This window comes from Aggregatimonas sangjinii, assembly GCF_005943945.1.
In the GTDB taxonomy this organism is placed as follows: domain Bacteria; phylum Bacteroidota; class Bacteroidia; order Flavobacteriales; family Flavobacteriaceae; genus Pelagihabitans; species Pelagihabitans sangjinii.
In genome coordinates this window covers 1,071,320-1,085,828 of sequence record NZ_CP040710.1, presented here as the reverse complement: position 1 = coordinate 1,085,828, position 14,509 = coordinate 1,071,320, and the positions used below count along the sequence as shown (strand labels likewise).

Here is a 14,509-nt window from a genome sequence, read left to right as displayed (position 1 = left end):
TTTTTTGAATCGTTTGTTGGGTAAAACAGTTCATCAAATGCCACCGTATCGAACTTTTTTCGACTTTTATACCTAGTTTAACGAATATAGGTACAGTATTTGCCCAAGATTGCTGTAGTTTTACTAATTTTATAGATGAAAAGGAAAATTTATGGATGATAATTTCTCACCAAGGGTAAAGGATGTAATCGCTTACAGCAAGGAGGAAGCCCTGCGTTTGGGTCACGATTTTATTGGAACGGAACATTTGATGTTGGGCCTTTTGCGCGATGGTAATGGAAAGGCGATAAGCATTTTGGATGCTATGGATGTTGATTTAGACCACCTAAGGAGAAAGGTAGAAATATTGAGTCCGTCGAACCCAAGCCCGAGTAGCGTTCAAAAGGACAAAAAGAACCTTCACTTGACCCGGCAGGCTGAACGCGCCTTGAAAACCACGTTTCTTGAGGCCAAATTATTTCAGAGTTCTTCGATCAATACAGCGCATTTGCTCTTGTGCATATTGCGAAACGAAAATGATCCCACTACCAAACTGTTGCACAAATTGAAAGTAGATTATGATGGCGTAAAAGAGCAGTTTAAATTCATGATTACAAGTGATGATGAAATCGTAGACTCTCCCACTTCGGAGTCCTTCCCCAACGAACCGGATGATGGTGGCAGTAAAGAAGGTAGTTTCGGTGCGCCTGGCGCTCAGAAAGGAAACAAAAAATCTAAAACGCCGGTGCTCGACAATTTCGGTCGTGATTTAACTCAAATGGCGGAAGAAAACAGACTGGATCCCGTTGTTGGCCGAGAGAAAGAGATAGAGCGCGTTTCGCAAATTTTAAGCAGACGAAAAAAGAACAATCCACTTTTAATCGGTGAACCCGGCGTGGGCAAAAGCGCCATTGCAGAAGGTCTCGCCTTGCGAATCATCAATAAAAAAGTATCCCGTATTCTATATGGCAAACGTGTGGTAACCTTAGACCTGGCCTCTCTGGTGGCCGGTACGAAATATCGAGGTCAGTTCGAGGAGCGAATGAAGGCCGTAATGAACGAATTGGAGAAGAACGACGATGTTATTCTCTTCATTGACGAAATACACACCATTGTAGGCGCTGGCGGTGCTACAGGTAGTCTAGATGCGTCGAATATGTTCAAACCAGCTTTGGCGAGGGGTGAGATTCAATGTATCGGAGCGACTACCTTAGACGAGTACCGACAATATATCGAAAAAGACGGTGCCTTGGAAAGAAGATTCCAGAAAGTAATCGTCGAGCCCACAACCGTTGCGGAAACGATAGAAATCCTTCAGAACATCAAAGGAAAATACGAAGACCACCATAATGTAGAGTATACCGACGAAGCCATTGTAGCCTGTGTGAAGTTGACGAACAGGTACATGACCGATAGGTTTCTTCCGGACAAGGCCATAGACGCGCTAGACGAGGCGGGTTCACGTGTTCACATCGTAAACATGGATGTGCCCAAACAAATCGTAGAGCTTGAAAAGCAACTTGAAGATGTGCGCGACCTAAAGAACAGCGTCGTTAAAAAACAAAAATACGAAGAGGCGGCCAAATTGCGTGATGATGAAAAACGTCTTGAGAAAGACCTTGCGATTGCCCAGGAAAAATGGGAGGAAGATAGCAAGCTGCACAAAGAAGTCGTTTCGGAAGACAATGTCGCCGACGTAGTCTCTATGATGAGTGGTATTCCGGTAAACAGAATAGCACAAACAGAAAGTAATAAACTGGCAGAATTGCCGGAACTGATCAAAGGCAATGTCATAGGTCAGGACGAGGCCGTTGCCAAAGTCGCTAAAGCGATACAGCGTAACCGTGCCGGACTAAAAGACCCTAACAAGCCGATCGGCTCCTTTATTTTCTTGGGACAGACCGGTGTGGGTAAAACCCAATTGGCAAAAGTGCTCGCAAAAGAACTTTTCGACTCCGAAGATGCACTCATTCGCATTGATATGAGCGAGTATATGGAGAAATTCGCCATATCGCGATTGGTCGGGGCACCTCCGGGATACGTAGGATATGAGGAAGGTGGACAATTGACCGAAAAAGTACGCAGAAAACCCTATTCCGTAATTCTTTTGGACGAGGTTGAAAAAGCACATCCTGATGTGTTCAACATGCTGTTACAAGTGTTGGACGATGGTTACCTTACCGATAGCCTTGGACGAAAAATCGATTTCAGGAACAGCATCATCATTATGACCTCGAATATCGGGGCCCGCCAGATCAAGGATTTTGGTGCTGGCGTTGGTTTCGGTACCGCAGCTAAGCTATCGCAGGCAGATGCCAATCAGAAAAGTGTCATCGAAAATGCCTTAAAGAAAGCATTTGCTCCCGAATTCTTGAACAGGATCGATGATGTTGTTGTCTTTAATGCCCTAGAGCGTGAGGACATCCATAAAATCATTGATATCGAATTGGCCAAATTGTACGCTCGTATCAAGGATATCGGTTATGAGTTGAAGCTTACCGATAAAGCAAAAGACTATATCGCCGACAAAGGTTTTGACAAACAGTACGGGGCACGTCCTTTGAAAAGAGCCATCCAAAAATATATCGAGGACGCCCTCGCCGAGGAAATCGTAAACTCGAAGTTAGAGGAAGGTGATACCATTCAAATGGATTTGGATAAGGCGAACGATGAATTGACCATCAAAATCAAGAAGGCCAAAAAGTCCTCGGAAGCGGAAAAAGATCAGTAATAAAATCAATTGAAAATGCAAAGCCATACGAAAGTGTGGCTTTTTTTGTCCTCTTCCCAAATGTTCGGAGCCGTTCTTGGCAGAACCATAAAGTGACTTATCGCGTGAACCTCGGTCCAGCCCGCCATATGGCTGTTTCAAATCCTTAGCAAATTTTCATATCACCCAAATAGTGAAAGCTAGGAAAACCTCCTAAAAAACAGGGCTACCGATAAATTAGTGCCTTTAATCTAATATTTTGCAGAAGATGTGCCTATACCGCTACTTTCGTTCGCAGAGACACAGTTAATACATATATGGGAGTGGGGAAATTCAAGAAGACTATTATAGTACGCGAATACCAATTGGATATTGGCACGGTACAGGTATTCGACAACTATATCGTCGCTATCTTTAATGAGGGCATTACATTGACCCTAGAGCGAGTATACCAAATCATCGGTATTTCCGAAATACACTTTCGCGAAAAGAACTTTGGTTTTATAAGTCTCCGCAAGTACTCCTATGCCATAGACCCCACCATCTACACCTATCTCAGGGAATTGGATAACCTCAAGGCTTTTGCCATAGTATCGATTAAAGAGATGGATATGCACAACTTTAAGATTGAAAAGCTTTTCTATAAAAAGCCCATGAAATTCTTTATCGAATACAACAATGCCTTGGCTTGGGTAAAGCGACGGGTGAAGGGGAAATAGTCTTATGACTTTTCCTGCTCGGATTCTTTCGCTTGTTCCTGAACCTCGGGAGGTTTTGGAATCACGAACAAATCAATAAACGCTTTGCCAATGGCATTACAAATATCACCGGCCGTCAAAGCTTGATAGCCAGACTGCTCGACCGCAATATCACCGGCACGACCGTGCAGATACGTTCCAAAAACCGCTGCTTTTAAAGGCGAGTATCCTTGGGCGACGAGGCCGGTTACTACCCCGGTAAGTACATCACCACTACCCGCGGTGGCCATACCTGGATTTCCGGTGGTGTTTACATACCCCTTACCGTCATAAATGACAATACTATGGGCGCCTTTAATGATTAAAACACAAGCGTATTTTTTCGAGAACGCCTTTGCTTTTTTTAGTTTGTCAAAATCATCTTTCCACTTTCCGATCAAGCGCTCCAGTTCCTTCGGATGTGGCGTTAACACCGATTCTTTTGGAAGCCTTTTAAGAAGTGCTTTGTTAGTGGCCAAAATATTCAGCGCATCGGCATCAATGACCAAGGGTGATTTGTTCTCATCTAGAAATGTGGTGAAAGCTTGTATAGTGCTTACTTCCTGCCCCATTCCAATACCTATGGCGATAACCTTTGGTTCGATATCATACTTTATTTTGTTAAGGACGTCCACCCCTTCGTCCGCTATCACCATGGTTTCCGGAAGATTGGTCTGTAACGGTAAGACTCCACATTCCGGAACATAGGCGGTGACCAGACCGGCCCCGGTTACAAGACAAGCCTTCGAGGCCGAGTGTACCGCTCCGATCTTTCCTTTGCTTCCTCCGACCACCAAGGCATGTCCGTAGGTGCCTTTATGGCTGAACTTTTCCCTCGGGATGTATAAAGGCAAGACCTCGTTCTTACCGCTGAGTTCATAATCGGTTTCGGTGTTGGTTAAATATTCGGGGTCTAGGCCGATATCCAATACTTCCCATTCATTCAAGTAGATACCCGTTCCAGGAAGAAAAAACGGCAATTTGGGCGCTTGAAAACTGAGAACGAAATTCGCCTTTATGACCGCATCGGGATTTTGAACACCCTTATCCATAAAGAGTCCCGAAGGAATATCCACTGAAAGTATAAAGGCCTGACTAGCATGTAAATGCTGAATTAATCGCACCACCCAATCATCCGCAGGTCTGTTCAAACCGATTCCGAATATGGCGTCCACTATAATATCATCCCGTCCGATTTCTGGAAATTCACTTCCAGAATCCAAAAATTCAGGCCATACCTTGCGTTCTTTGAGCCGTTCTAGATTCAAGAGAAAATCGTCTGAACGTTTTTTGCTGTAATTGACTACGTAAACGGCAATGTGATAACCATGTTCCTGAAGATGTCGCGCTAGGGCCATACCATCGCCACCGTTATTGCCTATACCACAAAACAGATGAATTTTTACAGGTGCTCCCTGCATGCGCATATGCATCCAGTTAAAAATTTGAACGGCAGCCCGTTCCATCAGAGCATCGCTTGTAATTTCCTGTTTTTTGATCGTGAATTTATCAGCAGCGTAAATCTGTTGGGCGGAAAAAATTTTCATTCAATAATTTTTAAGGGCGAATAGTACGGATTACGGAAAAATGCTCCTAATATTTGGTTAGGGCCTTAAATGTACTACTTTTGAGTTTTACAAGTACGTAGGCAGATGATACCAACAGACAAAAGACCTTCTTTAACTACCATTACAAATGGTCGTACTTTCTCCGGTACCACTACCCCTTTGGGGTAATCGACTATTATTATCCGTCCTCGCGATTTATCGCCCTTCCACTAAAGGTTTATCCAATTTACACAACGTATGCAAGTTTTAAAATTCGGAGGTACTTCCGTAGCCAATTCAAAAAATATATCCTTAGTAAAAGACATCGTCGGCCAGCTAAAAAAAGGTAAGACCGTAGTCGTGGTGTCTGCCCTTGGTGGTGTGACGGATCTTTTAATTGAAAGTGCTTCCTTGGCGTCAAAACAACTGGATGCCTACGCGAGCATCTTGAAGAAAATAGAGGATAGGCATATCAAAACCATCAAGGAACTCATCCCGATCAAGCGGCAGAGTAGAGTGCTCAGCAGGATTAAAAGTGAGCTGAACACTTTAGAAACCCTTCTCGAAGGGGCTTTTTTAATAGGGGAAATCACCCCGAAACTCTCGGATAAAATCGTCAGTTTTGGGGAACTACTGTCCTCTTTCATCATCAGCGAGTATTTTATTTCCGATGGAATGAATGCAGTATATAAGGACAGTCGGGAACTCATCATCACCAACGAAGTATACGGAAAAGCGGCTGTCGATTTTAGCAAAACCGATAGCAATTGCCGTGCGTTTTTTAAAAAGGTACCTGAAAGCACCATTGTGCTAGGCGGATTCATTGCCTCCTCCGAGAACGGAAACGCCACCACCTTGGGAAGAGGCGGTTCAGATTACTCCTCCGCCATCATCGCAGCAGCGGTACAAGCCACTGAATTACAGATTTGGACGGATGTAAGTGGCATGTTCACGGCCAATCCCAAACTCGTAAAGCAAGCAAGGGCCATCCCGCATATTTCTTATGAGGAAGCAATGGAGCTCTCACACTTTGGGGCCAAGGTCCTTTACTCGCCGACCATCCAGCCCGTTTTGGCAAAAGATATCAATATCGTTATCAAAAATACGTTTGAACCCGAGGCTGAAGGAACCTTGATCACGAAGACCCAAAACGAAAAAGGAAAAAGTGTTCGCGGTATCAGCCACATTGAGAACATCGCACTTCTATCATTGGAAGGCCCGGGCATGGTCGGTATTCCGGGAATATCAAAACGCTTTTTCGAAGTGCTTTCACAGGCAGAAATCAGCGTGGTCCTGATTACCCAGGCATCTTCTGAGCACTCGATCTGCGTGGGCATTTCGGATGCCGATATCGAGAAGGCTGTAGCAGTGGTAAATGCAGCATTTGAGTATGAAATTGAGCGTGGGAAGATTCAGCCCGTTATTTCCGAGAAAAATCTTGCCATAATCGCCCTTGTGGGTGACAACATGAAAAGTCATCAAGGGCTTAGCGGAAAAATGTTCAGTACCCTAGGAAGAAACAATGTAAATATTAGGGTCATTGCGCAAGGCGCCTCAGAACGGAATATATCTGCGGTCATCGACAAAAGCGACGTAAAAAAAGCGCTGAACGCCCTACATGAGGAATTCTTCGAGGAAAACATAAAGCAGTTGAACCTCTTTGTAATGGGTGTGGGCAATGTGGGTTCAAAGTTCTTAAAGCAGGTACACCAACAAAAAAAATACCTTAAGGATAATCTAAAATTGAACATCCGTATTATCGGTATGTCAAACTCCCGCAAAATGATTTTTGATGAGAGTGGCATTCCTCTAAAGTATTGGGAAGAGCAGTTGAACAATGGTGAGAAAGCAAACCGAGAGAAATTTATGTCCCGCGTAAAGGAACTTAATTACCGCAATAGTATTTTCGTTGACAATACGGCCAGTTCAGAAGTTTCGGAAACCTACAACACCTATTTAAGAAACAGTATTTCGGTAGTGACCTGCAATAAAATTGCTTGTTCTTCCGCTTTTGAAAATTACAGCGAATTGAAACAATTGGCGCGCAAATACAATGCGCCTTTTTTATTCGAGACCAATGTCGGTGCGGGCTTACCGATAATAGACACCTTGAAACATCTGATCGTATCCGGAGACAAAGTGTTGAAAATTCAGGCGGTACTATCCGGGAGTCTCAATTTTGTATTCAATAATTTTAATGACCAAACCACGTTTCATGATGTGGTCAAACAGGCACAGGAAGAAGGATATACCGAGCCCGACCCGAAAATTGATTTAAGCGGGGTAGATGTGATGCGAAAAATTCTAATTTTGGCTCGGGAGAGCGGAAACGAGCTGGAGATAGAGGACATTGCAAATAATTCCTTCCTGCCAAAGGAAAGTCTTGCCACCAAAAATAACACCGAGTTTTTCGCCTCGCTAAAGAAGAACGAAGCGGCCTTTCAAAAATTATACAAGACAGCCGCCGAAGCGAATAGTAAATTAAAGTACGTAGCACAGTTCGAAAACGGGAAGGCCAGTGTAGGTCTGCAACAAATTCCCAAAGGGCACGACTTCTACAATCTCGAGGGAAGTGACAACATTGTACTGTTCTATACGGAACGGTACCCGAACCAACCAATGATCATTAAAGGGGCAGGTGCTGGGGCCGACGTGACGGCATCCGGAATTTTTGCCGATATTATTCGGATAGGGAATTTTTAGGTCCAGTATTCGCAAGGTGACGACCAATAGTGAACAAACCTAGAACGTTGAAAGCGACCAGGTAATTTGTTCAAATTAAGGATTGAGATGCAACAGATTGCCACGCTGCGCTACCAATTACAGTAAAAATGAAAGAGATCAAAGTTTTTTGTCCGGCAACCATCGCCAACATTTCTTGCGGGTTTGATGTGCTTGGCGTCGCCCTAGATTCGGTAGGGGATGAAATGGTCATTCGTAAAACCTCTGAAAACGGGATTCGCATCACTAGATTGGAGGGGCAGAACCTGCCCATGGAAACCCTTCAAAATGTGGCCGGAGTCGCAGGTTTGGCTTTGCTTGCCGCGAGCGACTATTCCGGTGGTTTCGAAATCGAAATCTATAAAAAAATAAAAGCTGGCAGTGGAATCGGAAGCAGTGCCGCAAGTTCCACAGGAGCCGTTTGGGCGATGAACGAACTACTGGGAAATCCCTTTTCAAAATTAGAATTGGTACAGTTCGCTATGGAAGGGGAGCGTTTGGCCAGTGGGGTTTCCCATGCCGACAACGTGGCCCCTGCCCTATTCGGCGGTTTTACGCTGGTGCGCGGGTACGAACCGTTAGACATTGTTCCAATACCAAGTCCGTCTGAATTATTTGCAACGGTAATACACCCACAGATAGAAGTGAAGACCTCCGATTCCAGAAAGATTTTGAAGACCAAGATTACTTTGGCAGACGGTATCAAACAATGGGGTAATGTGGGTGGACTGGTAGCCGGGCTTTTTACCAATGATTATGACTTGATAGGCCGCTCGTTGGTCGATTATATTGTAGAACCGATTCGATCGATTCTGATTCCCGGCTTCGATGAAGTGAAAATAGCCGCAATAGAAGCTGGTGCTTTAGGATGTGGCATATCGGGTTCCGGTCCTTCCATTTTTGCCTTGAGCAAAGGGGAGGAAAAAGCCGTCAAGGTTGGAAATGCGATGAGGGAAATCTATCAAAATATCGGAATCGATTACGATGTTCATGTGTCTAAGATAAATTTAGATGGGGTGCGGAGTATTTCATCATAAAAACTCAGTGAACCTCTTTTAGCTCAGTGTAACCCTATTTAATTACTCCACTAAAGCTAGGTTACCGGGTAGTACGGAGAAGAGCGATACGTTTCACAACGCAAGATTATCAAACTATAAATTAAAAAAATTGAACTTCTACAGCCTTAATAAACAAGCCCCTAAAGCATCCTTTAAAGATGCCGTCATAAAAGGTATCGCTCCAGATCGTGGCTTATACTTTCCACAACGTATTACTCCCTTGCCTACATCCTTTTTTGATGGAATAGAGGATTTATCGCATCAGGAAATCGCATTCAATGCCATTCATCAATTTGTGAGCGATGATATTCCCAACGAGAAATTAAGGGAGATTTTGACGAACGTGCTGGACTTCGATTTTCCCGTTGTGGAAATTGAAAGCAATGTGGCGACCTTAGAGCTTTTTCATGGGCCAACCATGGCTTTTAAGGATGTCGGTGCGCGCTTTATGGCCAATTGCCTGGGATACTTTTCGAAAGAATCCACCAATGAAGTGACTGTTTTGGTCGCTACTTCCGGGGACACGGGCGGTGCCGTTGCAAACGGATTTCTGGGCGTAGAAGGGGTCAATGTCGTTATCCTGTACCCTAGCGGAAAAGTTAGTGATATTCAAGAACGCCAATTGACGACTTTAGGTCAAAATATTACAGCTCTTGAGGTAGATGGTACTTTTGATGATTGTCAAAAAATGGTCAAAACCGCCTTTCTGGACGAAGAGCTGCTGCAAAATATGCAATTGACTTCAGCCAACTCCATAAACGTAGCCCGTTGGTTGCCACAATTATTCTACTTCCTATTCGCCTACAAACAAGTAAAATCACAGGGGAAAGAAATCGTTTTCTCCGTACCGAGTGGAAACTTCGGAAACATTTGCGCAGGATTGGTCGCTCAAAAACTGGGCATGCCCGTGAAACATTTTGTGGCATCCACCAATGTAAACGATACGGTACCGGAATTTATGAAAACCGGGAAGTATCTGCCCAAGCCGTCAACAGCGACCATATCAAATGCCATGGACGTAGGGGACCCCAGTAACTTTATACGCATTAGACACCTCTTTGCTGATAATTTCCAGGCTTTGACAGAACAGCTTTCCTCGTTTGCCTTTACCGATGAACAAACTCGTGAAGCCATGAAAACCATTTATTCGTCCTCAAGATACATCACAGACCCCCATGGTGCCGTTGGCTATCTAGGACTGAAAAAATACCAAGAAACCAACCCGGAGGTATACGGTATTTTTTTAGAAACCGCGCATCCGGTAAAGTTTTTGGATGTTGTTGAGGCAACCATACCGGAAAAGCTTGCTATTCCTTCCCAAATTCAAAGGGTAATGGGGAAGACCAAGAAATCGATTCGGATAAAAACGTACGAAGACCTCAAGAAATTTCTATTCAATTGACCTTTGGTGACCATTCAGTAAAACTGTATTTCATTAGGAAAAGAAACGAAAAAAACCCTTGAAATTTCAAGGGCTTTTCGTTGTTAATGGTCGTAAATATTTCTAGTGATTATCGTTTTGTAGAAATCGGGCTTGTCCGAAGCTTAGTGCGTCACATAGAAGTCGTACACTAAAACCTCGCCGTAGTTGTTGGAATTTCCCGTTTGACCGCCTTCTCTTTCAGCATTACTTTGGGTATAGTTCCCTATTTTAAAATAGGCCTCTCCATAACTTCTGTCCATGACAAAAGAATTACTCCCGTCCTTTACGAGATAAGCCGAAGCGTTCCCGCTGGCATATGCGTTTTTAAGATTTCCGTCTTCACTGTAGTAACAGTAGTGTTTTCCATTTTTGACCTCAAAAATCACCTCATGTGTCGTACCGAGATTGTAATTGGTCTTGATTGTCAAATCGCTTCGCAATTTACCGCCGTTAAAACTTAGGAAAAGTTTCTTCCCTTCGAGCCGTAACACCATGGCATCATCGATTCCGTCGCTCTTGTTCCCATGAATCTGGGTAGCGACCAAATGATCTTTTACAATCGGCAGATTGGTAATCGCTTGTTTCACGTAAACAACGTTGGTTCCGGAGGTAGTCCAATACACGTCGGACTTTCCATCCGGCGTACGCTCTCGTAATTCGGAACGCACATAATCCGAATTCGGCGTAGTGCCATTGTTGCTTCGTATCGGAGCCTTAAATACGATTCCGTTTTTACTTCCGTTTACGAAGAAATACTCATTATTACCTTCACCACACAAAGTCTTGTCTTCCGATCCATCGGGATAAGTAATTTTCCATTGGTTGCAATTCTCCATTAAGTCAGAGGGGATACTGGCCGTTCCGCCACCGCCACCGTCGTCGCCATTGCTTTCGAAAACCTGAACCTCTGCCAAGGACAATGCATTGGTACCTTTCAACTTGATACGCACCCTAGACCCCCTTACGCCACCAGTACGGACCGTCACCGACGGACTCGGAGTAGCGGTTATGGTAGACTTATGCACGAGCGTACCGACTGAATTGTATACGAAAACATCGAAATTATTCAGTCTACCGGTGCAGCAATCGGTCCTATTCCATATTTTAATGTCACCGATGTTATAATCGGACCCCAATTGCACCTGCCACCACGGGCGATACGAACTGGAGGTGTGGGTAACGCTGCTTTGCGACCATACGCCGGAAGTATTGCCATCGATAGCTCTTGCCGCAGAACCGCCATAAGCGGTCGTCGATTGCTCGGCATTCTTGCCTATTGCCAAATTTGTCGAGCACGAACCACCACTGCCTTGGGGTGTAATCTTTATCCAATTGATATTCCAACCACTGCCCGTAGCAAGTATTTTAAGTTTACTGTTGCCCGAAGATAAATTGACGGTTTTCGAGGTGGTAGTCCAATTTTGCCAACCTCCGGTGGTCGCCTTGTTCACGTTGGATAATTTGGTATTGTTTTGAAAAAAATCAAATTTTGAATTATTGGAATTGGAAGCGACCCTAAATTCGAACTTATAACTTCCCGAACTGGAAACATTGATATCATATTCAAGGTAATCTCCCGTATCTATCCATCCTACGTTGAGTCCACCACCGGAATCAGAGGTGCCCTGAGTGCGCACTCCACTCATATTATCATAATTCTCTGCCTGAATGGTAATGGCCGAGCCACTGGGAATACTCACGGCCCTGGCCACTAAAAATTCCTCTTCTTGAGCTATCTCATCCTTGCTGCAATTAAAGGCAAGCATTAACATGACCAAAGCCATACCGTTTCTTAGGATATTCAATCCCACACTCTGTAATCGTTTTTTCATAATAATGTAATTAAGTTAAATTTTGGGGTTTATACCACTTTTGGTTCACCAAATTGGAAAACCAAACTGGTTAACCAAACATAACACAATGTGGCTACAAAATCAAAGGAAATCTTAAATTTTAGATGAAATGACAACAATCGGTCATTTTTATAACATAATTCACAATTTGTGTTCACCTGTTTCATCTGATTTTAATTTATTACCAATGACAACAGCAGTTGTCTTTCCAAAGAACGAAGCCATTGCAACCCAACTTACCATACATCTAGACTACATTCAATTCCAAGAATATTACGGTATCGTTACCTAAGACATTCTAAAAGTGCTCCTCCTGATCCTTTAAGTTGGGGATTAATCCATAATGGATTTGATAACCCCTTGCAACTGCCGATTTTGACCAGCGGTTTTTAGGAAACCCTTATCAGAATATTGTCTATACCGACTTCGCTTTCCTCAAATTATTCAATAGCTTTGCGCAACAAAATGCTAAGCGATTATGAACAATACCGCCTTAACTAAAACCCACGAAGCCCTAGGGGCAAAAATGGTATCCTTCGCCGGTTATAAAATGCCTGTTTCTTATGAAGGTGTGAATGTCGAGCATGAAACTGTTCGTAATGGTGTAGGTGTCTTTGATGTATCACACATGGGAGAATTTTTGATTGGCGGCCCGAATGCCTTGCCTTTGATTCAGAAGGTTACTTCGAACGACGCATCAAAACTTACTATCGGCAAAGCCCAATACAGTTGCCTCCCAAATGAAACGGGCGGTATTGTTGACGACCTGATCGTATACCGTATTAAAGAAGAACAATACCTGCTGGTGGTTAACGCTTCGAATATTAAAAAAGATTGGGACCATATTTCAAAATACAACCTAGAATTCAATGCAGAAATGCGGGATATTTCCGAAGGCTTCTCCCTTCTGGCGATTCAGGGGCCAAAAGCGGTTGAGGCAATGCAGTCTTTAACTTCCATAGACCTCTCGAAAATCAAATTCTACAATTTCGAAGTCGCCGATTTTGCAGAAATCGAGCATGTCATCATCTCGGCAACCGGCTATACGGGTTCCGGCGGATTCGAAATTTACTGCAAGAACGAAGAGGTACAGCAAGTTTGGGATAAGGTTTTTGAAGCGGGAGCCGATTTCGGAATCAAACCTATAGGCCTGGCCGCAAGGGATACGTTGCGGTTAGAAATGGGATACTGTCTTTACGGCAATGACATCAACGAAGAAACTTCGCCCATAGAAGCCGGATTGGGCTGGATTACCAAATTCACCAAGGACTTTGTCAACAGCGAGGCACTTGCCAATGAAAAGTCACATGGCCCTGAACGCAAGCTTATCGGCTTCGAATTAAATGAACGCGGCATTCCAAGACACGATTACGATATTGTAGATGGACAGGGCATAAAGATAGGTGTAGTGACCTCCGGTACGATGTCCCCTTCGTTGGGAAAAGGTATTGGTCTGGGCTATGTACCGACCATTTTTTCCAAGGTGGGCAGTAACATCCATATTCAAATTCGCAAAAACGCCGTGCCTGCGACAGTTGTCAAACTTCCATTTTATTCTGTTTGATGATCGATTATCAGGCTATACTGGATAGTATCGCAATAGGTTGTTCCTCCCTAAAGGAAAGGGGCAATATCGCGAGCTATATTCCAGAACTCCGGAAAGTGGATGGTTCTAAATTCGGGATTCATTTGGTCGACGCTAAAAAAAGTAACTTTCAGGCAGGCGACGCCAATGAACTGTTCTCCATTCAAAGTATTTCTAAAGTATTGACCCTAGCACAGGCTATGGGTATGGTGGGCGAGAAACTATGGCAGCGGGTCGGGGTAGAACCTTCCGGTGATCCGTTCAATCATCTATCGCTTTTAGAAATGGAAAACGGGGTTCCTAGAAATCCACTTATCAATGCCGGTGCGATTGTGGTCGCCGATATTTTGGTGACGCATCTTACCAATCCCAAGACCGATTTTTTGGCCTTCGTAAGGGAACTGGCCAATGACGAGACTATTGAATTTGACCAAGAAGTTGCAGCATCGGAGCAGCGAACGGGTTTCAGGAATTATGCGGCGGCCAACTTACTTAAATCGTACGGTAATCTAAAGAACGATGTCGACACGGTTTTGGATTTCTATTTTCATCAATGTGCCCTTAAGATGTCTTGCAAACAATTGACCAAAGCCTTTTACTTTTTAATGAACCGAGGCGAATGCCAACAAGGGAGGTCCTATTTGACCTTAAGGCAAGTAAAACGTGTCAATTCGATAATGCTCACCTGCGGCTTTTACGATGAAGCCGGAGAGTTCGCCTTTGAAGTAGGCTTACCGGGTAAAAGTGGTGTAGGTGGAGGTATCGTGGCCCTGCTACCAGACAAGTATTGTGTAGCCGTCTGGTCCCCGGGATTGAACGAAAAGGGAAATTCAAAATTGGGAATGGAAGCACTGGAAAAATTAACCACGGCAACGGGACAATCGATATTTTAGACT

9 protein-coding genes are annotated in these 14,509 nt (G+C 44.0%); 7 read left to right on the top strand and 2 right to left on the bottom strand.

Features of this window, described 5'->3' with window-relative positions:
* Positions 1-151 precede the first annotated feature (151 nt).
* Together FGM00_RS04545 and FGM00_RS04540 are read left to right on the top strand one after the other, a co-directional pair.
* The gene (locus FGM00_RS04545; protein ID WP_138851767.1) at positions 152-2,710 is read left to right on the top strand and encodes an ATP-dependent Clp protease ATP-binding subunit; all 2,559 of its coding nucleotides are present in this window, start codon (positions 152-154) and stop codon (positions 2,708-2,710) included.
* A gap of 296 nt (positions 2,711-3,006) precedes the next feature.
* Positions 3,007-3,408 carry an STAS/SEC14 domain-containing protein gene (locus FGM00_RS04540; protein WP_138851766.1) on the top strand — a complete coding sequence of 134 codons (402 nt, stop codon included), beginning with the start codon at positions 3,007-3,009 and terminating at the stop codon, positions 3,406-3,408.
* A gap of 2 nt (positions 3,409-3,410) precedes the next feature.
* Here FGM00_RS04540 and FGM00_RS04535 read toward each other — a convergent pair whose 3' ends face one another.
* Positions 3,411-4,973 (bottom strand): NAD(P)H-hydrate dehydratase, encoded by a 1,563-nt coding sequence (locus FGM00_RS04535; protein ID WP_138851765.1) that lies wholly within the window; start codon positions 4,971-4,973, stop codon positions 3,411-3,413.
* A gap of 258 nt (positions 4,974-5,231) precedes the next feature.
* On the opposite strand from FGM00_RS04535, the gene thrA reads away from it, so the two are divergent.
* The 3 genes from thrA to thrC all read left to right on the top strand — a co-directional run bounded on the left by thrA (position 5,232) and on the right by thrC (position 10,154).
* A complete protein-coding gene (thrA, locus tag FGM00_RS04530; protein WP_138851764.1) occupies positions 5,232-7,676 on the top strand; it encodes a bifunctional aspartate kinase/homoserine dehydrogenase I in 2,445 nt (814 codons plus the stop codon).
* 128 nt (positions 7,677-7,804) lie between these two features.
* A complete protein-coding gene (locus FGM00_RS04525) occupies positions 7,805-8,731 on the top strand; it encodes a homoserine kinase (protein WP_138851763.1) in 927 nt (308 codons plus the stop codon).
* 130 nt (positions 8,732-8,861) lie between these two features.
* A complete protein-coding gene (thrC, locus tag FGM00_RS04520; RefSeq protein WP_138851762.1) occupies positions 8,862-10,154 on the top strand; it encodes a threonine synthase in 1,293 nt (430 codons plus the stop codon).
* 143 nt (positions 10,155-10,297) lie between these two features.
* Here thrC and FGM00_RS20065 read toward each other — a convergent pair whose 3' ends face one another.
* Positions 10,298-12,007, bottom strand: coding sequence for a carbohydrate-binding protein (locus FGM00_RS20065; RefSeq protein WP_138851761.1), 1,710 nt, complete (start codon positions 12,005-12,007; stop codon positions 10,298-10,300).
* Between the two features lie 499 nt (positions 12,008-12,506).
* Here FGM00_RS20065 and gcvT point away from each other — a divergent pair, with 499 nt between their 5' ends.
* The gene (gene gcvT / locus FGM00_RS04510) at positions 12,507-13,592 is read left to right on the top strand and encodes a glycine cleavage system aminomethyltransferase GcvT (protein ID WP_138851760.1); all 1,086 of its coding nucleotides are present in this window, start codon (positions 12,507-12,509) and stop codon (positions 13,590-13,592) included.
* On the top strand, positions 13,592-14,506 hold the full coding sequence (locus FGM00_RS04505) for a glutaminase (RefSeq protein ID WP_138851759.1): 915 nt from the start codon (positions 13,592-13,594) through the stop codon (positions 14,504-14,506). The genes gcvT and FGM00_RS04505 overlap by 1 nt, the downstream gene beginning before the upstream one ends.
* The last annotated feature ends 3 nt before the right edge of the window (positions 14,507-14,509 follow it).

Excerpts from the sequence above, each read along its gene's own strand:
- FGM00_RS20065 (WP_138851761.1), bottom strand. The coding sequence starts at position 12,007 with ATGAAAAAACGATTACAGAGTGTGGGATTGAATATCCTAAGAAACGGT.
- FGM00_RS04525 (WP_138851763.1), top strand. The coding sequence starts at position 7,805 with ATGAAAGAGATCAAAGTTTTTTGTCCGGCAACCATCGCCAACATTTCT.
- thrA (WP_138851764.1), top strand. The coding sequence starts at position 5,232 with ATGCAAGTTTTAAAATTCGGAGGTACTTCCGTAGCCAATTCAAAAAAT.
- FGM00_RS04505 (WP_138851759.1), top strand. The coding sequence starts at position 13,592 with ATGATCGATTATCAGGCTATACTGGATAGTATCGCAATAGGTTGTTCC.
- FGM00_RS04540 (WP_138851766.1), top strand. The coding sequence starts at position 3,007 with ATGGGAGTGGGGAAATTCAAGAAGACTATTATAGTACGCGAATACCAA.
- FGM00_RS04535 (WP_138851765.1), bottom strand. The coding sequence starts at position 4,973 with ATGAAAATTTTTTCCGCCCAACAGATTTACGCTGCTGATAAATTCACG.
- gcvT (WP_138851760.1), top strand. The coding sequence starts at position 12,507 with ATGAACAATACCGCCTTAACTAAAACCCACGAAGCCCTAGGGGCAAAA.
- FGM00_RS04545 (WP_138851767.1), top strand. The coding sequence starts at position 152 with ATGGATGATAATTTCTCACCAAGGGTAAAGGATGTAATCGCTTACAGC.